Source organism: Stenotrophomonas sp. 220_Sma, assembly GCF_056487375.1.
On record NZ_CM151348.1, the window covers coordinates 3,347,004 to 3,366,080 of the forward strand.

Genomic DNA, 19,077 nt, shown 5'->3' on the forward strand with positions numbered 1-19,077 from the left:
CACCGGATGCCGGTGGGCGACTGTTTTTCTGCCCCCATGATAACCGCAGGCCCCCTCTCCATGCAGCTTTCCGCCTTCCCACGGCCCCAGTCGCCAGGTGCGCCCGCGCGCTGGCAGCAGCTCTGGCGCCAGGCGCTGCGCGACCCGCACGCCCTGCTGGCCCGGCTGCAGCTGGACCCGGCCGCGCTGGGTGTCTCGGAGGCGGCCATGGCCCAGTTCGCGCTGCGCGTGCCGGAGGGCTTCGTGGCCCGCATGCGCCCCGGCGATGCGGCCGACCCGTTGCTGCGCCAGGTGCTGCCGATCGACGAGGAAATGCTCCCGGCGCCCGGGTTCAGCTTCGATGCGGTGGGCGATGGCGCCGCCAAGAAGGCCACCGGCGTCATCCAGAAGTACCGTGGCCGCGCCCTGCTGGTCGCCACCGGCAGCTGCGCGATCAACTGCCGCTACTGTTTCCGCCGCCACTTCGACTATGGCGCGGAGAACGCCGCCAAGGGGGGATGGCAGGAAGCCGTAGCCGCCATCGCCGCCGACCCGGACATCGACGAGGTGATCCTGTCCGGCGGTGACCCGCTGTCGCTGGCCACGCACAAACTGGTGGAACTGACCGACGCCCTGCGCCAGATACCGCACATCCGCCGCCTGCGCATCCATACCCGGCTGCCGATCGTGCTGCCGGAGCGCGTGGACGATGAACTGGTCTCCTGGCTGGGCAGCCTGCCCTGGCCGCTGGCGATCGTGGTCCACGCCAATCACGCCAATGAATTCGACGCCAGCGTGGACGCGGCCATGGCCCGCCTGCGCGGTACCGGCGCCCAGCTGCTGAACCAGGCGGTGTTGCTGCGCGGGGTCAACGACAGCGTGCAGGCCCTGCAGGACCTGAGCGAGCGCAGCTTTGCTGCTGGCGTGCTGCCCTATTACCTGCACCAGCTGGACCGGGTCGAGGGCGTGGCCCACTTCGAAGTGGACGACACCCAGGCCAAGGCGCTGATTGCCGGCCTGACCGCACGCCTGTCCGGCTACCTGATCCCCAAGCTGGTGCGCGAACTGCCCGGCGACCCAAGCAAGCGCCCGCTGTAACAAAAAAGGGGACGGAGGGAATTAAGTCGCAAATGCATAAGCGACTTAATTCCCTCCGTCCCCTTTTTTGGGGTCAGACGCCCGATTCGATCATCCGCACCACTTCGGTGGCGGTCACCGGGTGGCTCAGCCAGTAGCCCTGGCCAAGATCGCAGCCGCGCTGCGCCAGCAGCTCGAACTGTGCCTGCTGCTCGATGCCCTCGGCCACCACGGTGATGCCCAGCGCGTGGGCCATGGCGATGATCGCCGTGGTCAGCGCAAGGTCGTCAGGATCGCGCTGCATGTCGGCAACGAAGCTCTTGTCGATCTTCACGCCGTCCACGGGCACCTGGCGCAGATGACTGAGCCCGGAGAAGCCCGTACCGAAATCGTCCAGCCACACCTTCACGCCGGTGCGGTGCAGCTTGTCCAGCAGCTGCGCGGCAACCATCTCGTCGCCGATCACGGCGGTTTCGGTCAGCTCCAGGTGCAGGCGCGACGCCGGCAGCCCGGACTCATGCAGGCACTGCGCGACCAGTGCCGGCAGTTCGCCGCCACGCAGCTGCCGCGGTGACACGTTGACCGACACGAACAGATCATCGCCCGCTGCCCCGCGCGGCCACTGCGAGGCCTCCATGCAGGCCGCACGCAGCACCTTCGGGCCGATGATCTCGATCAGGCCACTCTGCTCGGCCACCTCGATGAACACCGAGGGCGGGATCGTGCCCAGGGTCGGATGCTGCCAGCGCAGCAGTACTTCAACGCCGACCATGCGGCGGTCGCGCATGCGGAAGATCGGCTGGTAGGCCAGGCGCAGCTCACCGCGCTCCCAGGCGCCGCGCAGCTCCTGTTCCATATGCACGCGACGCTCGACCGCATGGTCCATCGCCCGGCTGTAATAGCGATAGCAGTTCTTGCCGGCCATCTTCGCCTGGTACATGGCGATGTCGCCGTTCTTCAGCAGCGTGGTCGCATCGGCAGCATCGTCGGGGAACAGGGTCACGCCGATCGAGGTGCCCAGGAACAGTTCCCTGCCCTGCACCACCAGCGGCTTGCCCAGCTCGCGCACCAGCACTTCGGCCAGCAACCGCGCGTTGGCGGCCACATCACCATCGCCGACCAGGATCACGAACTCGTCGCCGCCGAAGCGGGCCAGCAGGGCTTCATCGCCCCCGGCCTCGGTGACCGCGCGGCCGATACGCTGGGCGAACTGCAGCAATGCCTCATCGCCGGCCTCGTGGCCAAGGGTGTCATTGACCCGCTTGAAATCGTCGATATCGGCGAACAGAAGGCCCAGCCGGTGATTGGCGGCACGGGCCGCCATCAACCGATGATCAAGCGCCTCGCGGAATGCCAGCCGGTTGGTCAGCCCGGTCAGCGCGTCGGTATAGGCCATGCGCCGCACTTCGCGGTCATGGCGTGCGATCGCATCGCGCATCCGGGCGAAACCGCGGACCAGTTCGCCGACCTCGTCGTCGCGGGTGTTCTCGGCCAGGGGTGTCTGGTAGTCACCGGCCTCGATGCGGCGGGCGGCGACGGCAAGATCACGGATCGGCGCGACCAGGGTGCGCTGCACGTACAGGATCACCACCACGCCGATCACCACCAGCAGGCCCAGCATCAGCAGCAGCCAGCCCAGGTGACGGCTGCCAACCTGCTGCAGGCGCTCGCCCAGGGTGGCGTTGGCCGCCTGCTCGCGCTGCTGCACCTCATCCAGCGCCATGCCGACCCGGACGCCGCCAATGCGCTGGTTGCCGATCATGATCGGCATGGTGTTGTCGAGCACCTTCGGCGATTCCTGCACGACCAGCATCTGCGCGGCCGCGGCCTTGGGTGCCAGTGGATCGGCCATCGGCTGACCGAATCCAGACACCTCGACCGAGCCATCGTGTACCAGCCGGCCGCGTTCATCGAACACCAGTACATAGCGCACCACGGGCTGGCGCGCGGTACTGCGCACCAGTACGCCCACCTGGTCCAGGTCACGGTAGTACAACGGGTTGGCCAGCGCGTCGGACAGCTCACGCGCCATCGCCTCGCCGCGGCTGCGCACGCTGCGGTCGAACAATTCATGGATGACGCCGCCGCTGAGGTTGCGCACCTCGCCCTGCATCGCGGCCTGCCGCCCCAACAACACCGCAAGGATCGCGATCACCACGACCATCGCCCCGCCCATCGCGAGCAGGAACCGGGCCTGCATCCCCGAGCCAAGCCACTTCATTCCACTTCCATCCGCACGCGCGTCAATCCTTGTTTCAATTCATCCAACCGCTGCTGCGCATGCGCATCGACGCGGTGGAACCCGGAAGTGCCAAAAAACCGATGCAGCGCCCCCTGTGCCTGCGGGTCGCTGGCCGCCTGCAGCAGTACTTCCTGCAGGCGATCGCGCACGCGTGGATCAAGGTCGGCGCGGACCATCTCCACCGCACGCGGGTAGGGCTCGGTGCGCAGCAGCTCGCGGAAGTCGCGCCGGAACGCTGCCGGCATCCGCCGCTCGTCGTTCCAGTCCACGCTGCTCACCGCCCCCACGTCAACCACCCCCTTGTGCACGAACGTCGCGATGTTCAGCTCGCTGCGTGCAAACACGTAACCCACACTGTCCCGGCCCGGCATGTCCCATGCACCGGCCAGGATCTGGGGCGACAGGCCCTCCTGCAGCAACGTCATCACCGGCACCAGATAGGCACTGGTGGACGCCGTGTTCTGCAGGGCCAGGCGATGGCCCCGCAGATCCTGCACGCGCTGGATCGGGCTGTCGCGGCGCACGAAGAACACCGTCTGGTAATCACGCACGCCGTTGCGCTCGGTCAGCAGCAGTGGACGGGCGCCACTGCGCTGGCCCAGCGCCACCGCCGTACCGGAAGTTTCCGTGACCCAGTCGACCCTGCCCCGCCGCAGATAGCTGGCCATCTGCTGCGGGTCGCGTGCCATCAGGATCCTCCCCTCCTTGATGCCAACGTCGTGCATGCGCGCCACCACGTAGTCCAGCAATGGTTGCAGCTGCTCGTAATGGGCCTTGGGATCATCGCTGATCCGGCCCAGCACCAGCACCGGGTCCGGTGCTGCACGCACCGTCCCGGCCAGCAGGACCATGGCCAGGCTCAGCAGTCCCCCCTGCATTGCCTTTCGCAGACCCGACACAGGCTTCATCCCCCCTGGGTATCCGGACAGACTACCCGAAAAAATGAGAACGTCGTCAGCTGTCCTTGCCGCCTGCCTGGGCCAGTCGCGCCATGCGCTGGGTGTCGGCGAGGATGCCGCGCAGCAGGCGCACTTCCTGCTCGCTCGGCTCACTGCGCAGGAACAGGCGGCGCAGCTTGCGCATCGCCGATTCCGGGGCGCGGCCCTTGTGGAAATCGATCTCGTCCAGCGTGTCGCCAAGCAGGGCGAAGAAGCTCTCCATCTGCTCGTGGCTGGCCGCCTGTTCGCGGAAGCCGGGCTCGGCATCGGTGGCCGGCTGCGCGCCCAGCAGCTGCATGCGCGTTTCATAGGCCAGCACCTGCACGGCGGCAGCCAGGTTGAGCGAGCTGAACTCCGGGTCGGACGGGATGTGCACCGCTGCATGGCAGAGCTGCAGTTCCTCGTTGGTCAGGCCGGTGCGCTCACGGCCGAACACCAGCGCCACCTCGGCGCCCTCGCCGGCCTTGGCCACCGCGCGGGCAGCGGCATCGGCGGGCAGGTACTCCTCCAGCTGGACGCGGCGTGCGCGGGCGGTGCAGCCCAGCACCAGGCGGCAATCGGCCACCGCCTCGGCCAGGGTGGCCACCACCGGGGCATCCCCCAGCACGTCTTCGGCACCGGCCGAGCGGCGGAAGGCCTCCTCGTCCAGTGGCTTTTCGGGGGCAACCAGCACCAGGCGGGCCAGGCCCATGGTCTTCAGGGCGCGGGCGGCGGCGCCCATGTTGCCGGGGTGCTGGGTACCGACCAGGACGAATCGGAGGCGGGTGGCGGCAGGAAACTGGGACATGAACAGGGAAAAGGTCGAGCTGGACGATGACCAATGGTAAACTGTGCGGCCGGCCACTGCGCCGGACCCGCTCTTTTCCCCCGCCAGTCCATCTCTTCTGCCTTTCCGGGAGCCCACGCCATGCAGAAACCCGCCGTAACCGTCATGGTCAAGGCCGCCCGCCTCGCCGGCAACGTCCTGTTGCGCAACATCAACAAGCTCGAGGCACTGAACGTGGTGCAGAAGGGCCGGATGGACTACGCCAGCGAAGTGGATGCGGACGCGGAAAAGGTCATCGTCAAGGAACTCAAGCGCGCCTACCCCGAATACGGTGTATTCGGCGAGGAAGGCGGCGTGCAGGGCGAGCGTCGCCACATGTGGGTCATCGACCCGCTGGACGGCACCAGCAACTACCTGCGCGGCGTGCCGCACTACTGCGTGTCGATCGCCCTGGTCGAGAATGGCGAGCCGACCGATGCGGTCATCTTCGACCCGCTGCGCAATGAACTGTTCACCGCCAGCCGTGGCGCCGGCGCCGTACTGAACGACCGCCGCATCCGCGTGGCCGAGCGCAAGGATCTGGAAGGCACCATGATCCACACCGGCTTCGCGCCGCGTGAGCGCAACCGCGCCAGCGCCCAGCTGAAGGCGGTCGACGCCCTGCTGGTGCACGGCGAAGACATCCGCCGCACCGGCTCGGCTGCACTGGACCTGGCCTACGTGGCCTGTGGCCGCGCTGATGCCTACTTCGAAGCCGGCGTGAAGGCGTGGGACATCGCTGCCGGCCTGCTGCTGGTCCGCGAAGCCGGTGGCAAGGTCTGCGACTTCAAGGGCGCCACCCTGGGCCGCATGGACAACCGCGGTCCGGAGACCCACCAGATCGTGGCCGGCAACCTGAAGGTGGCCGAGTCGCTGCAGAAGGTGCTGGTCAACACCGGTTACGCCGCCGAGTTCGACGCCAAGTTCTAAGCGTCCCGGCAACGCGGCTCACTGAAACGGCACCTGCGAGGGTGCCGTTTTTGTTTGTGCCGCTCCGCCGGGCATGGCCCGGCGCTACCGTGCGCCCGCCTCTTGTAGAGTCGAGCCAATGTTCGACTCGCGCGTGCAGCGCGAACAGCAGCCGAGCGTGGGCTCGGCTCTGGATGACGATGCCGGAATGATCCGCCGGGCACGGCCCGGCGCTACCGCTGCGCGCGCCTCCGCGGCAACACCCGCCTTTGTAGAGTCGAGCCGTGCTCGACTGCTTTTCGCGGCAACCGGCCATGGCCATCGCCCCGGAATCAGCGCTTGAGAATACGCTGGATGAACGACCCGATGTCCGACGGGCCAGAACAATCTCGAAGACGGGCGATGGCGGCAAACGGATTGAACGGCTCGGGCGGGTCCATTTCATGTCCAACGAGCATCGGCTCGGGCACACCGGCATCATTCAACTCGACGTTCAGCCATTCGCCACCAAAACGCAACCGGACAACTTCCCCCAGATACCGGCCGACCGTGTACTGCATGAGCTCCTCTTCCTCGCCAGCTTCATCCAGAAGCGCGATAAGGGTGGTCAACGTCCGATCGAGATCCTGCCAACCATGCTCGGGATCCGGCAAGGGGCGCCGCGCCCGTCGCTCCAGTTCTTCGCTGAACATCTCCAGCTCGGTCACCATGTGCTCGATGAACTCCTCCAGGAACTCAGCCTTGAGGTCATCGAATCCCACCTCGTCGTCTCGATGCATGCCTGGCATCCTTGATCATCCCGCGAAACAACCCTGGACTTGATCAGATTTCCATCATGGGCTCAATGCACATGCGCGGCTGTACTGCCCGATCCCGTGCAGCGGCTCGCTGCAATTGATCGCAGCATGCAGGGGCCGTCAGGCACACGATGCCATTTGCGACAAATCCAAGACATTCCCCCCGGTCTGGGACGCAGACACAAAAACGCCCGGCACATGGCCGGGCGTTGGTGTTTCCAGCTTCAGCCCGACGCTTACGCCACCGTCGACGCCCGCAGCGCGGCGATGCGCTCTTCCAGCGGCGGGTGGCTCATGAACAGCTTCTTCGCCGTCGAACCGGCAATACCGAACGCCGCGATCTGGGTCGGCAGCGTGCTCTGGCCGTGGTTGAGCTGCAGGCGCTCCAGCGCCGAGATCATCTTCTGGCGGCCGGCCAACGAGGCACCGCCGGCGTCGGCGCGGAACTCGCGGTGGCGCGAGAACCACATCGAGATCATCGTGGCGAACAGGCCGAACACCATCTCCAGCACGAACACGATGATGTAGTAGGCGAAACCACGACCGCCACCTTCGCGGTTGCCCGACAGTGCGCTGTCGATGATGCCGCCGACCACGCGGGCCAGCACGATCACGAAGGTGTTCAGCACACCTTGCAGCAGGGCCATGGTGATCATGTCACCGTTGGCGACGTGGGCGATCTCGTGGCCCAGCACCGCTTCGGCTTCGTCTTCGCTCATGTTGTGCAGCAGGCCGGTGGACACCGCCACCAGCGCGTTGTTGCGGTTGGCACCGGTGGCGAAGGCATTGATCTCCGGACCTTCGTACACGGCCACTTCCGGCATGCCGATGCCGGCCGCCTTGGCCTGACGCTCGACGGTGGCCAGCAGCCAGCGCTCGGTCTGGTTGCGCGGCTCGGTGATCACCACCGCACCGGTGGAGCGCTTGGCCATCCACTTGGACAGCAGCAGCGAGATGAAGGAGCCACCGAAACCGAAGATGCCGGCCATGATCAGCAGGCCGCTCATCTTGCTGGGGTCGGTTCCCAACAGCGACATCACGATGCTGGCCAGGATCAGCACGGCAAAGTTCGTGGCCAGGAAGAGGGCAATACGGGTGAACATGGGAAATTCCGGCTCGGAAGGGGTCGATATCGATCAATTTGCGGTGCGGTCAGCTTGAATTCAAGCGCCAACCTGACCGACGATTCAGCCAGCATGACCTCCCCCATTCCCTGCGGCCGCTTCGCCCCTTCGCCGACCGGCCTGCTCCACCCCGGATCCCTGCTCGCCGCCTTCGGCAGCTGGCTGCTCGCCCGCCATCACGGCGGCCTGTGGCGGCTGCGCATCGAAGACGTCGACCCGCCGCGCACCGTGCCCCGTGCAGCGGAATCACAGCTGCAGGCGCTGGCCGCGTTCGGCCTGGTCCACGATGGCCCGGTGCTCTGGCAGAGCACGCGCGGCGAGGCCTACCAGGCCGCGCTGGATGAACTGCTCGCCAGCGACCAGGCCTTTGTCTGCCACTGCAGCCGCAGCGACCTTGCCGCCAGCGGCGGCATCCATCACCGCTGCGTCGCCCGGCAACCACGACCGGACCCGGCCGTCCGCTTCCGCGTGCCGCCCGGCAGCCTTGTGCACTTCGACGATGGCCTGCGCGGCCCGCAGCAGCAGGACGTGCATGCCGAGGTCGGCGACTTCGTGCTGCGCCGCGCCGATGGCTGCTGGGCCTACCAGCTGGCGGTGGTGATCGATGACGCCGCGCAGGGGGTGACCGAAGTGGTGCGCGGTGCCGACCTGCTCGACTCCACCGCACGGCAGATCCTGCTGCAGCAGGCGCTGGGTCTGGCGGTGCCGCGCTACTGGCACCTGCCGCTGCTGCTGGATACGCCGGGCCACAAGCTGTCCAAGTCACTGGCGGCGCTGCCGGTGGATAGCGAACGCCCGCTGCCGGTGCTGCGCCAGCTCTGGCAGCTGCTCGGCCAAGCCCCTGAGGCGCTGGCGCAGGCACACGATCTGGACGCGCTGCTGGCCACCGCTCGACAGGCCTTCGACCCGGCGCGGTTGCCGCGTAGCGACATCCTGTTGCCGGCCGGCGCACTTTCCGCGCCGATGTTGCAGAATCACCCTTCCCCCACCTGATACCCGGACAGCACTCCATGACATCTCGCGTCGCACTGGTCACCGGCGGAACCGGCGGCATCGGTACCGCCATCTGCCAACGCCTGGCCGACCAGGGCCACCGGGTCGCCACCAACTACCGCGACGAGGCCAAGGCCCGCGCCTGGCAGCAGGCGATGACCGAACGCGGCTACAGCGTGTCGATCTTCCCGGGCGATGTCTCCGATCCGGACAGCGCCGAAGCGCTGGTGCGCGCGGTCGAGGCCGAACTGGGTCCGGTCGAGATCCTGATCAACAACGCCGGCATCACCCGCGACACCACCTTCCACCGCATGCGCGCGGACCAGTGGCACGATGTGATCAATACCAATCTCAATTCGGTGTTCAACGTCACCCGTCCGGTCATCGAGGGCATGCGCCGCCGCGGCTGGGGCCGGGTCATCCAGATCAGCTCGATCAACGGCCTGAAGGGCCAGTACGGTCAGGCCAACTACGCGGCGGCCAAGGCCGGCATGCACGGCTTCACCATCTCGCTGGCCCGCGAGAACGCCGGTTTCGGCATCACCGTCAACACCATTTCGCCCGGCTACGTCGCTACCGACATGGTGATGGCGGTGCCGGAGGAGGTGCGTGCCAAGATCATCGCCGACATCCCCACCGGACGCCTGGGCAAGCCGGAGGAAATCGCCTACGGCGTCTCGTTCCTGGTCGCCGATGAAGCCTCGTGGATCACCGGTAGCAACCTGGACATCAACGGCGGCCACCATATGGGTTGGTAAGCCGCGCAGCGGGCCATCGCGGCGAACACCGCCGGCCCCTGCCAAGAGTCATGCTGCGCAGCACGCAAACCCTTGTTGCGCAACATGATCGCCGCCGAAAGCCAAGCCTGGCGGGGGCTGAGGCGGTTGCAACGGCTGCTGCACTGCGCCATGCTGCGCGTCTACTGTGACGAGTACCGCTTCATGGCTGCGACCCGCATCATCAAGAAGTATCCGAACCGCCGTCTCTACGACACCGAGATCTCCAGCTACATCACCATCGAGGACGTGCGCCAGCTGATCCTGGACGGTGAAGACTTCGAAGTCCGCGACGCCAAGAGCGGCGACGACCTCACGCGATCGGTCCTGCTGCAGATCATCGCCGACCAGGAACAGGACGGCGAACCGATGCTGTCCACCCAGCTGCTGAGCCAGCTGATCCGCTTCTACGGCGATTCCCTGCAGGGCTTCATGGGCAACTACCTGGAGCGCAGCATGCAGGTCTTCCTCGACCAGCAGCAGCAGTTCCGCCAGCAGATGGGCAACCTGCTGGGCCAGACCCCGTGGGCGATGATGAACCAGCTGACCGAGCGCAACCTGGAGTTGTGGCAGGAATTCCAGCGCAACATGGGCACCGGCTTCGGTGGCCCGCGTCCGGGCGGCACCGGAACCGGAACCGGCGCAGGTACCGGCAACAAGCCGAACGAACCCGGCACCGGCACCGGCGGCAAGACCCGCCGCTGAGCTGCTGCAAGGGCTGATACGAAAACGGCGCGCCCCTGGCGCGCCGTTTTGTTTGGCATCGCGCCAACGATACGTCAGCGTTTCGCCTTGCACCCCGTGCATACGCGCTCGACCTTATAGCCCTTCGCCTTCAGCTTCTCGACCACGCCATCACTGCCCAGCAGGTGCAGCGTGCCCACCACCACCAGCGTACCGCCCTGCCCGGCCTGCAGGTACGGCAGCAGTTTCGGCACCCAGGCGTCATTGCGGCCGGTGTTGATGCGCTGATACAGCTGCGGATACTGCTGGCGCATTTCCGCCGCCATCCGGGTCCACAGCACGCGCTCGTCACCGCGGCGCCAGGCGTCGTGCAGCTGGCGTGCCTGCTCGTCGGCCTTGCCGGCCTGGTCCAGCGCTTCGGCCAGCATCTGCCGCTGTTCCTGCAGCGTCATTCCGTCAAGCATGCCGATCTGGGTGTCGATGTCTTCCAGTCCCGCGGTCTTGCGCCCGGTCTTCTGCGCACGCTCCATGAAGTGACGGTCCAGGCCCAGTGCCGGGTCCAGGCCCAGCTTCTGCATCTGCCCGACCGAAATGCTCAGGCCGACAAACCACGGCTTCATCCCCTGCATCTGCGCCAGCGGCAGCTTGTTTTCGGTGGCGAACACCTGCAGCTTCTGCCAGGTCGCGGCATCCAGATCGCGCTTGAGCTCGCTGCCATCGGTGCGCACCGCAGCCTGCACCATGCGGCTGGCCAGCTGTGGCGACTGCATGTCTTCCGGCGACAGTTCGAACACGACCCGCTGCGAGGCCTCGAACGCCTGTTCAACATCGGGCGACAACGGGTAATCCTGCGGCTTCAGCAGGTGGAAGGAACCGAGCAGGTAGAGGCGCGAGTCACCCGGGCCGGTCACTTTCCACAGCAACGGCACCGGCGGCTTGGCCGCCGCTGCGCCAGCGGTATCGGCTTGCACGGTACGCGCCGCAACCAGCGGTGCCAGCGCACAGGCCGCCAACAGAACGGTGGCACGCAACAGGGATCTGATCGGCATATCAGCCTTCTCCTTCAGGCAGGTGGTAGGCCTTCTCGCCCGCTTCCACGCGCAGGTCCAACCGGTTTTCCGGTGGCGCCAACGGGCAGGTCGCGTAAGCGGTGAACGCACACGGTGGGTTGTAGGCATGGTTGAAATCGATGCGCACCGTGCCATCGGCGCCCGGCGCGTCGGTGTCCAGGTAACGCCCGGCCGGATAGCTGCCACGGCCACTGGTGCGATCGGCAAAGATCAGGAACAGCGGCTGCCCCGGCGCACCGATCGCCTCCAGCCGCCAGCTGCGGCCATCGCGCTGGAACTCGACCGCGCCGGCATTGGGCATTTCGGTGGTCAGGCCGGTGATGTCGACGATGGGCAGGGTCTTGCCCGGCGGGTGCGCGATGAAGCGCGCCTGCACCTGCCAGTCCGGGCCGCCCGGCCAGTACTCCAGCCCACCGAAATCGCGACGTGCCGGCGCATCGGCGTGCTTGACCCGCAGCGCATCGCGCGGACCGCGGCGGATGATGCTGAGCTGGCCTTTGCCGCCATCGAAAGCCAGCAGCGTCGGCTGCGGATCCTTGTCGGTGTCGATGCGGATGCGGCCGCGCACCGGCTGGCCATCATGGCTGACATCCACGCCGGCTTCGGGCGTGAACCACCATTGGCTGCCTTCACGGCGCAGCAGGCCCAGCTTGTCCGGCCCAACCGCCAGGCGGATGCCATTGGTCGCGCCGCTGCCGACGAAGTGGGATTTGTTCTGCAGCCAGTGCAGGCCGACCAGCGCGGTCCAGCCATCGGGCCGGGTCAGGTCCTGATAGCGTGCCACCCGCCACTGCTGCTGCTCGGCGGCATAGGACGGATCCTCCGCGGCCGAGGCCGGTGCCGGCGGCGTTGCCGGGCTGCAGGCGGCCAACACCAAAGCGGCCAGCAGGCCGCCCATTCCCCGATAACGCATCGATGCTCCCCTCAACGTCCGCGCAGGAACCAGCGGTCGATCTCCGCCAGCGAAAAACGGGCCCAGGTCGGCCGGCCGTGGTTGCACTGGCCGGACCGCTCGGTGATTTCCATGTCGCGCAGCAGCGCGTTCATTTCCGGCACGGTCAGGCGCCGGTTGGCGCGCACCGCCCCATGGCAGGCCATGGTCGACAGCAGTTCGTCGCGTGCACTGGCCACGCGCCGGCTCTGGCCGTGTTCGCGCAGGTCGGTCAGCACGTCGCGCAGCAGGCCTTCCGGTTCGGCATGCGCCAGCAGCGCCGGAATACTGCGCACGTGCAGCGCACCGGGACCGGCACGGGTCACTTCGAAGCCGAGTGCGGCCAGGGTTTCACTTTCATTCTCGGCGGTGTCGGCTTCGCGCTCGCCCACCGCCAGCGTGATCGGCACCAGCAGCGGCTGCGACTGCAGGCCGATGCCATCGTGCGCGTTCTTCAGCCGCTCGTAACCGATGCGTTCGTGTGCCGCATGCATGTCGACCACGATCAGGCCTTCGGCGTTCTCGGCCAGGATGTAGATGCCATGCAGCTGCGCGATCGCGTAGCCCAGCGGTGGCACGCCAGCGTCGGCACTGGTGACCGGCAGCCCGTTCTCGGTCGGCATCGGCGGCAGCGCAGCACCGCGTTCGGCGCCGGCCGGGGCGGCATACAGCGCGGCATAAGCCGCCGGTGCATCGGCCACCTGCAATCCCAGCGGTTGCTGCGGGCGCCAACCCGAGAATCCAGTACCGCCACCACTCGAACCGGCCCCCGGTGCGGCACCGCGTACCAGACCGAAACCGGAGGCGCCCGCACTGGAGACCATCGGTGCCGCGCCTGCATCCACCGGATGCGCGGAGCCGGCGCCGATGTCCTGCACCGACATGCCGGCGCGGGTATCGGCCAGCGCATCCTTCAGCGTGCGGTAGACAAAATCATGCACCAGCCGCGAGTCGCGGAAGCGCACCTCGTGCTTGGCTGGGTGCACGTTGACGTCGACGCGGGTCGGGTCAAGCTCCAGGAACAGCACGTAGGCCGGTTGGCGGCCGTGATAGAGCACGTCGCCATAGGCCATCTTCACCGCATGGGCGACGCTGCGGTCGCGCACCGAGCGGCCGTTGACGTACAGGTACTGCTGGTCGGCGCTGGCGCGCGAATAATGCGGCTGCGCGATCCAGCCGTGCAGGCGCAGGCCGGCACCGCTGTGGTCGACGCGAACGGCCTGGTTGGCGAAATCCTCGCCCAGCGTTTCGGCCAATCGCGCATCGGAATACAGATCGCCCGGCTTGTAGCGACGCGAGGCCTTGCCGTTGTGCGAGACGCGCAGTTCGACATCCGGCCGCGCCAGCGCCAGCGAACGCAGCCATTCTTCGATATGGCCCAGCTCGGTGCGCTCGGCGCGCAGGAATTTGCGCCGCGCCGGTACGTTGTAGAACAGCTCGCGCACTTCCACCGTGGTGCCCGGCGCATGCGCGCGCGGCGTCACTTCGCCGATCTTGCCGCCTTCGATCTGCAGCGCCGAACCGTGTTCGTCATGAGCACGACGCGAGGACAGGGTGAAGCGGCTGACCGAGGCGATCGATGGCAGCGCTTCACCCCGGAAACCGAGCGTGGCCACCGATTCAAGATCGTCCAGATCGGCGATCTTGCTGGTGGCGTGGCGCGATACCGCCAGCGGCAGCTGTTCCGGCGCGATGCCACTGCCGTTGTCACGGATGCGGATCAGGCGGACACCGCCCTCCTCAAGATCGATATCAACGCGGCTGGCGCCGGCATCGATCGCGTTCTCGACCAGCTCCTTGACCACCGACGCGGGACGTTCGACCACTTCGCCAGCGGCGATCTGGTTGATGAGGATCTCCGGCAACGGCCGGATCGGGCGCGGATGGGTAGCAGACGTCATGCGGGGATGATAACGGAGCGGCCGAGGGTAGAGTCGAGCCATGCTCGACTGACGGGCTACCAGTAAGGCCCAGTCGAGCGCGGCTCGACTCTACAGCAAGCAGTAACCCGCCTTCGGCGGGTTACTTGCTGCCGCCGGCCATGGTGCCGGCGGCGTCGATCTCGGCCTGGGCCCGGGCGGCATACAACGTGCCCGGCGGCGGCTGACGGCTGAAGAACGTGTGCACGCCGTCCAGCACCGCACCGGCGATCTTGCGCTGGTAGGCCGGGTCGATCAGGCGGCGCTCTTCATCCGGATTGGAGATGAACGCGGTTTCCACCAGCATCGCCGGCATGTCCGAAGTACGCAGGACCGCGAAGTTGGCGCGCTCGATGTTCGGCTTGTGGTTGTTGCCGATCCGCTTCAGGCCGCCCAGCACATGGCCGGCCGCGTCCTCGGACGCCTTCATGTAGCCGCTCTGGGCCAGATCCAGCAGCACGTTGGCGAGCGTGCCTTCGGTCTGCTGCAGGCGCACGCCACCGACCAGGTCGGCCGCGTTTTCCTTGTCCGCCAACCAGCGGGCGCGCTGCGAAGAAGCGCCCTTGGTCGACAGCACGTACACCGACGAGCCCGTGGCCGAACGGTTTTCCGCCGCGTCGGCATGGATCGAAATGAAGATGTCGGCCTTGTTCGCACGCGCCTTCTGCGCGCGCATCGGCAGCGGAATGAACACGTCGCTGTCGCGGGTCAGGTAGGCCTTCAGGCCCGGCGTCGCGTTGACCTGGCGGGCCAGCTCACGCGCTACGGCCAGGGTCACATCCTTCTCGCGCTTGCCGGTCGGGCCGATCGCACCGGGGTCCTGGCCGCCGTGGCCCGGATCGATGGCCACCACCAGGTGGCGCATGCCAGCCTGCATGCGGATGCGCGAGGCATCGCTGGGCATGGCCGGACGCGGTGGCACCACCGTGGTCGGAACCGGTGCGGGCGCTGTGGCCGGCGGCGTGGTTACCACGGCGGCGGTACGCTGGCCGGCAAGGATCGCAGCCGGCGATCCGGACGGCGTACTGCTGGCAGCCGTGCCCGCTGCCGCGACCTGGACCGGTGCAGTGGACGGGGCCGGGGTCGGAGTGGCCGGTGTGGCAGCGGCGGCGCTGGCCTGCTGCTGTACCTGCGCGGTCAACAGCGCGGTGGCGCGCGCGGCGTCGTTGCGCGACTGCGCGCTCTCGGCCGGCGTCGGTGCGGGCGTGTTGACCGGTGCCTGCGGCTGCACCGCCGGCGTCGCTGGCGGGCGGCTGGCGGCCACGGCTGGGCCATCGCCCGGCCATTCGATCACCAGCTTGGATTCATTGCCTTCGCGCTGCATCTGTGGGCGGAACGGCGCCACCGATTCAGCGAGGTCGAAAACGACACGGAAGGTCCCCGGCACCGGCTGTCCGGTACGCACCGCCGTGACCACGCCCTGCGCGGCCGGCATTTTCAGGTTGCGTATGGCGCTGGAGTCCGGGAAATCGACCACCAGGCGGTTCGGTCCGGCCAGCGACAAGGTCTTGTAACCGCCGCTGCCGACCAGCGAGATCTCGGCACGGGTGCCGGTGGCGCCGGTATTCAGCAGGACCTGACGGACTTCACCGGCCCACGCACTGACGCTCGCCAGACTCAGTCCGACGGCGGCACAGATGGCAATGAGACGGTTCCCCGGGCGCATGGCTCAGGATTCAATCACCGCGCTGAACGGAATGCAACACCTTTTTCCTTAATAATCCGTAACCTGCCGGTGTTTGTTCTCGTCAGCCGACAGAAATGGCCTGCAAGTCGCCCCCTTGGGGGAGCCGTTCCAGCCATTCATGTCCGACGTCGCTGGCTCCAGTGAGACGGACGCGACGCCCCTGCCCCTCGATCTCCAGCGCCACCACCAGGTCGGTCGGCGGCAGCGCGCCAGCGCCGCGTTCCGGCCATTCCACCAGCCACAACACCGCGCTGCCCTCGTCCAGCCCGAGAAAATCGAGCTCGCCGGCCTGGCCGATCCGGTACAGATCCAGATGCCAGGCCTCGCCACCGCTGGCCAGCGGATAGCGCTCGACCAGGGTGTAGGTCGGGCTGCGGATCGCCCCCTGCACGCCCAGTGCACGCAGCAGTGCGCGGGCGGTGGTGGATTTGCCGGCGCCCAGGTCGCCGCGCAGTTCGACCAGCGCCTGCGGCGGTCGGGTGGCGGCCAGCCACTGCCCGAGCAGTTCAGTGGCATCGCTGTCGGCAAGGAAGAAATCGATCATCGGGAAAGTTCCGGGTTGGCCAGTCGCCGCAGCGGCGACAGCAGATCAGTTGGAAGCAGGCCGCGCGCGCCGTCGGCGGCAGCGACGTCGCCGGCAAGCGCATGCAGCAGCGCACCAGCGGCAGCGGCATCGAAGGCGGCCAGGCCTTGCCCACGCAGGCTGGCGATGATGCCTGTCAGCAGGTCTCCCATGCCACCCACGGCCATGCCGGGATTGCCAGCCGCGATCAGTCGTGGCCGTTGCCCCGGCGCTGCGACGATGCTGCCGGCGCCCTTCAGCACCACCACGGCGTGGAAGCGCTCGGCCAGTGCCTGTGCGCAGGTGAAGCGATCGGCCTGGATGTCAGACGTGCTGCAACCCAGCAGGCGCGCGGCCTCGCCCGGGTGTGGCGTAAGGATAGCGCCGGGCAGCGCGCGCGGGTCCTGCGCCAGCAGGTTCAGTGCATCGGCATCGACCACCAGTGGCCTGGCGCTGGCCAGCACCCGCGCAAACAGTGCGCGCGCCCATTCGTCCTGGCCCAGACCGGGGCCGATCGCCACCACCCTGGCCTTGTCCAGCAGTGCCGGCAGCGCGTCACCATCTTCCAGTGCATGGGTCATGGCCTCGGGCAGCCGCGCCAGCAACGGGCCAACATGGTCGCGGCGGGTGCCCAGGCTCAGCAATCCAGCACCCGCGCGCAACGCCGCTTCAGCCGCCATGGCGATGGCGCCGCCGCTGCCATGGTTGCCGCCGACGCACAGCACGTGCCCGGATTCGCCCTTGTGGGTATTGGTGCGGCGCGGCGGCAGCAGGGCTGGCAGGCGCACCTGCGTCCAGAGCTGCGCAGCGGGTGACACGCCCTGCCATGCGGCCGTGGGTAGCTGCAGCGGCGCCAGCGCCTTCCGCCCGCAATGGTCCAGCGCATCGCCGGTGTACAGCCCGCGATGCGGCACGATGAACTGCACGGTCAGCGCCGCCCTCACCGCCTCGCCCGGTACGGCGCCGCGGTCGGCATCCACGCCACTGGGGACGTCCAGCGCCAGAACCGGTGCCGCCTGCGCGTTGAGCGCGGCAATCAGCGTCCGCGCCACGCCCTCCGGCACGCGATCGAAGCCCAGCCCGAACAGGGCATCGACCCAGATATCGGCCTCGGGAAGCGCGCCGTCGAAATCGGTGAGGGTGCCGCCGTCGGATGTGAATTCCGATGCTGCACGCTGTGCCAGCGCGGTTGACGGTGGCTTCCCCGGCAAGGCGATCACCGTCACCTCACGTCCGGCCTGCAGCGCATGGCGAGCCAGCACATGGCCGTCGCCGCCGTTGTTGCCCGCACCAACCACCACGCCGATCCGCTGCGCCTGCGGCCAATGCTGCAGCAGGCACTGCCAGGCGGCCTGGCCGGCCTGTGCCATCAGGCCCCAACCGCCCTCGGCGGCCAGCGCCGAGGCCTGCGCATCAAGCGCACGCGCGGCAGCGGAATCGAACAGATCGGCAAGGTTGGCCATGCGGGGATTTTATACTGGTGCACATGTCCCCCGTCCCCGCCCCTGTCGATCCGGCCCAGGCCGTGCAGCGCATCCGCGAACTCGCCCGTGCGCATGGCTTCCAGCGCTGTGGCATCGCCGGCATCGAGCTGGGCGAGGATGAAGCGCACCTGGCCGACTGGCTGGGCCAGGGCCTGTACGGCACGATGGACTGGATGGCGCGCCACGGCACCCTGCGCGCGCGCCCGGCCGAACTGCTGCCCGGCACCGTGCGGGTGATCTCGGTGGGCATGGACTACAGCCACAAGGACGACACCGAAGCTTGGGCAACCCTGGCCGACCCGGGCCGCGCCTACGTGGCCCGTTACGCCTTGGGTCGCGACTACCACAAGCTGATGCGCAACCGCCTGCAGAAGCTGGCCACGCAGATCAACGATGAAGTGGCACCGCTGGGCTACCGCGTATTCGTCGATTCCGCCCCCGTGCTGGAACGCGCACTGGCGCGCAATGCCGGGCTGGGCTGGATCGGCAAGCACACCTGCCTGATCGACCGCCATGGCGGCTCCTGGTTCTTCATCGGCGAGATCTACATCGATATCCCGCTGCCGATCGATGCACCGGCCACCGCACACTGCGGTACCTGCACGCGCTGCATCGATGTCTGCCCGACCCAGGCCATCACCGGCCCGCAGCGGCTGGACGCGCGGCGCTGTATCTCCTACCTGACCATCGAGCACGACGGCGCCATTCCCGAAGAGATGCGGCCGTTGATCGGCAACCGCATCTACGGCTGTGATGACTGCCAACTGGTCTGCCCCTGGAACAAGTTCGCCAAGCGTACCGACGAAGCCGACTTCCGCGCGCGCAACAACCTCGATACCGCGCGGTTGGACCAGCTGTTCGCCTGGGATGAAGCCGAGTTCCTGCGCCGTACCGAAGGCAGCCCGATCCGGCGCAGTGGCCATGAACGCTGGCTGCGCAACATCGCCGTGGCACTGGGCAACGCACCGTCCTCTGCCGAAGCGCTCGCCGCATTGCATACCCGCATCGATGATCCCTCGCCGCTGGTGCGTGAACACGTGCAGTGGGCGCTGGGCCAGCACACGGTGCGCTGACGTGCGATCCTGAGCCCCCCGTTCCGC

Annotated in this window: 17 protein-coding genes; 6 read left to right on the forward strand and 11 right to left on the reverse strand. The window is 67.7% G+C overall.

Annotated elements, in window-relative coordinates:
• Positions 1-60: 60 nt before the first annotated feature.
• Positions 61-1,077, forward strand: coding sequence for an EF-P beta-lysylation protein EpmB (epmB, locus tag ACZLIB_RS15740; protein ID WP_478468083.1), 1,017 nt, complete (start codon positions 61-63; stop codon positions 1,075-1,077).
• Positions 1,078-1,150: 73 nt separating this feature from the next.
• Here epmB and ACZLIB_RS15745 read toward each other — a convergent pair whose 3' ends face one another.
• The 3 genes from ACZLIB_RS15745 to ACZLIB_RS15755 form a co-directional block, all read right to left on the reverse strand.
• Positions 1,151-3,277 (reverse strand): putative bifunctional diguanylate cyclase/phosphodiesterase, encoded by a 2,127-nt coding sequence (locus ACZLIB_RS15745; protein WP_032130248.1) that lies wholly within the window; start codon positions 3,275-3,277, stop codon positions 1,151-1,153.
• On the reverse strand, positions 3,274-4,176 hold the full coding sequence (locus tag ACZLIB_RS15750; protein ID WP_032952775.1) for a phosphate/phosphite/phosphonate ABC transporter substrate-binding protein: 903 nt from the start codon (positions 4,174-4,176) through the stop codon (positions 3,274-3,276). The genes ACZLIB_RS15745 and ACZLIB_RS15750 overlap by 4 nt, the downstream gene beginning before the upstream one ends.
• A 76-nt stretch (positions 4,177-4,252) precedes the next feature.
• On the reverse strand, positions 4,253-5,023 hold the full coding sequence (locus ACZLIB_RS15755) for an RNA methyltransferase (RefSeq protein ID WP_478468085.1): 771 nt from the start codon (positions 5,021-5,023) through the stop codon (positions 4,253-4,255).
• A 120-nt stretch (positions 5,024-5,143) separates the two neighbouring features.
• Between ACZLIB_RS15755 and ACZLIB_RS15760 the strand changes: the two genes are divergently transcribed.
• Positions 5,144-5,971: an inositol monophosphatase family protein gene (locus ACZLIB_RS15760; protein WP_049401244.1), complete on the forward strand. Its 828-nt coding sequence runs from the start codon at positions 5,144-5,146 to the stop codon at positions 5,969-5,971.
• 311 nt (positions 5,972-6,282) lie between these two features.
• Here the strand turns inward: ACZLIB_RS15760 and ACZLIB_RS15765 are convergent, their stop codons facing one another.
• Together ACZLIB_RS15765 and htpX are read right to left on the reverse strand one after the other, a co-directional pair.
• Positions 6,283-6,729 carry a hypothetical protein gene (locus ACZLIB_RS15765; protein ID WP_478468086.1) on the reverse strand — a complete coding sequence of 149 codons (447 nt, stop codon included), beginning with the start codon at positions 6,727-6,729 and terminating at the stop codon, positions 6,283-6,285.
• A gap of 254 nt (positions 6,730-6,983) precedes the next feature.
• Complete coding sequence (gene htpX / locus ACZLIB_RS15770) at positions 6,984-7,850, reverse strand: protease HtpX (RefSeq protein WP_478468087.1); 867 nt, start codon at positions 7,848-7,850, stop codon at positions 6,984-6,986.
• Positions 7,851-7,943: 93 nt separating this feature from the next.
• Between htpX and gluQRS the strand changes: the two genes are divergently transcribed.
• The 3 genes from gluQRS to phaR all read left to right on the forward strand — a co-directional run bounded on the left by gluQRS (position 7,944) and on the right by phaR (position 10,345).
• Entirely contained in the window at positions 7,944-8,864 is a 921-nt protein-coding gene (gluQRS, locus tag ACZLIB_RS15775; RefSeq protein WP_478468088.1) for a tRNA glutamyl-Q(34) synthetase GluQRS, read from the forward strand.
• A gap of 17 nt (positions 8,865-8,881) precedes the next feature.
• Positions 8,882-9,622: an acetoacetyl-CoA reductase gene (gene phbB / locus ACZLIB_RS15780; RefSeq protein WP_049401241.1), complete on the forward strand. Its 741-nt coding sequence runs from the start codon at positions 8,882-8,884 to the stop codon at positions 9,620-9,622.
• Positions 9,623-9,805: 183 nt separating this feature from the next.
• Complete coding sequence (gene phaR / locus ACZLIB_RS15785) at positions 9,806-10,345, forward strand: polyhydroxyalkanoate synthesis repressor PhaR (protein ID WP_032130258.1); 540 nt, start codon at positions 9,806-9,808, stop codon at positions 10,343-10,345.
• 74 nt (positions 10,346-10,419) lie between these two features.
• Here the strand turns inward: phaR and ACZLIB_RS15790 are convergent, their stop codons facing one another.
• The 6 genes from ACZLIB_RS15790 to ACZLIB_RS15815 form a co-directional block, all read right to left on the reverse strand.
• Entirely contained in the window at positions 10,420-11,373 is a 954-nt protein-coding gene (locus ACZLIB_RS15790; protein ID WP_125895514.1) for a TraB/GumN family protein, read from the reverse strand.
• Between the two features lies 1 nt (position 11,374).
• Positions 11,375-12,307 carry a DUF1684 domain-containing protein gene (locus ACZLIB_RS15795; RefSeq protein WP_478468089.1) on the reverse strand — a complete coding sequence of 311 codons (933 nt, stop codon included), beginning with the start codon at positions 12,305-12,307 and terminating at the stop codon, positions 11,375-11,377.
• Positions 12,308-12,318: 11 nt separating this feature from the next.
• A complete protein-coding gene (gene mutL, locus ACZLIB_RS15800; RefSeq protein WP_478468090.1) occupies positions 12,319-14,226 on the reverse strand; it encodes a DNA mismatch repair endonuclease MutL in 1,908 nt (635 codons plus the stop codon).
• Between the two features lie 121 nt (positions 14,227-14,347).
• Positions 14,348-15,910 (reverse strand): N-acetylmuramoyl-L-alanine amidase, encoded by a 1,563-nt coding sequence (locus ACZLIB_RS15805; protein ID WP_478468091.1) that lies wholly within the window; start codon positions 15,908-15,910, stop codon positions 14,348-14,350.
• An 82-nt stretch (positions 15,911-15,992) separates the two neighbouring features.
• Positions 15,993-16,475: a tRNA (adenosine(37)-N6)-threonylcarbamoyltransferase complex ATPase subunit type 1 TsaE gene (tsaE, locus tag ACZLIB_RS15810; protein ID WP_032130506.1), complete on the reverse strand. Its 483-nt coding sequence runs from the start codon at positions 16,473-16,475 to the stop codon at positions 15,993-15,995.
• On the reverse strand, positions 16,472-17,956 hold the full coding sequence (locus ACZLIB_RS15815) for an NAD(P)H-hydrate dehydratase (protein ID WP_049401236.1): 1,485 nt from the start codon (positions 17,954-17,956) through the stop codon (positions 16,472-16,474). Before ACZLIB_RS15815 ends, tsaE begins: the two co-directional genes overlap by 4 nt.
• A 23-nt stretch (positions 17,957-17,979) precedes the next feature.
• Here ACZLIB_RS15815 and queG point away from each other — a divergent pair, with 23 nt between their 5' ends.
• Positions 17,980-19,050, forward strand: a complete 1,071-nt coding sequence (queG, locus tag ACZLIB_RS15820) for a tRNA epoxyqueuosine(34) reductase QueG (RefSeq protein ID WP_164080198.1) — start codon at positions 17,980-17,982, stop codon at positions 19,048-19,050.
• Positions 19,051-19,077 lie beyond the last annotated feature (27 nt).

Bases quoted from the DNA above. Each gene is read 5' to 3' on its own strand.
- epmB (WP_478468083.1), top strand. From the start codon at position 61: ATGCAGCTTTCCGCCTTCCCACGGCCCCAGTCGCCAGGTGCGCCCGCG.
- ACZLIB_RS15745 (WP_032130248.1), bottom strand. From the start codon at position 3,277: ATGAAGTGGCTTGGCTCGGGGATGCAGGCCCGGTTCCTGCTCGCGATG.
- ACZLIB_RS15750 (WP_032952775.1), bottom strand. From the start codon at position 4,176: ATGCAGGGGGGACTGCTGAGCCTGGCCATGGTCCTGCTGGCCGGGACG.
- ACZLIB_RS15755 (WP_478468085.1), bottom strand. From the start codon at position 5,023: ATGTCCCAGTTTCCTGCCGCCACCCGCCTCCGATTCGTCCTGGTCGGT.
- ACZLIB_RS15760 (WP_049401244.1), top strand. From the start codon at position 5,144: ATGCAGAAACCCGCCGTAACCGTCATGGTCAAGGCCGCCCGCCTCGCC.
- ACZLIB_RS15765 (WP_478468086.1), bottom strand. From the start codon at position 6,729: ATGCATCGAGACGACGAGGTGGGATTCGATGACCTCAAGGCTGAGTTC.
- htpX (WP_478468087.1), bottom strand. From the start codon at position 7,850: ATGTTCACCCGTATTGCCCTCTTCCTGGCCACGAACTTTGCCGTGCTG.
- gluQRS (WP_478468088.1), top strand. From the start codon at position 7,944: ATGACCTCCCCCATTCCCTGCGGCCGCTTCGCCCCTTCGCCGACCGGC.
- phbB (WP_049401241.1), top strand. From the start codon at position 8,882: ATGACATCTCGCGTCGCACTGGTCACCGGCGGAACCGGCGGCATCGGT.
- phaR (WP_032130258.1), top strand. From the start codon at position 9,806: ATGGCTGCGACCCGCATCATCAAGAAGTATCCGAACCGCCGTCTCTAC.
- ACZLIB_RS15790 (WP_125895514.1), bottom strand. From the start codon at position 11,373: ATGCCGATCAGATCCCTGTTGCGTGCCACCGTTCTGTTGGCGGCCTGT.
- ACZLIB_RS15795 (WP_478468089.1), bottom strand. From the start codon at position 12,307: ATGCGTTATCGGGGAATGGGCGGCCTGCTGGCCGCTTTGGTGTTGGCC.
- mutL (WP_478468090.1), bottom strand. From the start codon at position 14,226: ATGACGTCTGCTACCCATCCGCGCCCGATCCGGCCGTTGCCGGAGATC.
- ACZLIB_RS15805 (WP_478468091.1), bottom strand. From the start codon at position 15,910: ATGCGCCCGGGGAACCGTCTCATTGCCATCTGTGCCGCCGTCGGACTG.
- tsaE (WP_032130506.1), bottom strand. From the start codon at position 16,475: ATGATCGATTTCTTCCTTGCCGACAGCGATGCCACTGAACTGCTCGGG.
- ACZLIB_RS15815 (WP_049401236.1), bottom strand. From the start codon at position 17,956: ATGGCCAACCTTGCCGATCTGTTCGATTCCGCTGCCGCGCGTGCGCTT.
- queG (WP_164080198.1), top strand. From the start codon at position 17,980: ATGTCCCCCGTCCCCGCCCCTGTCGATCCGGCCCAGGCCGTGCAGCGC.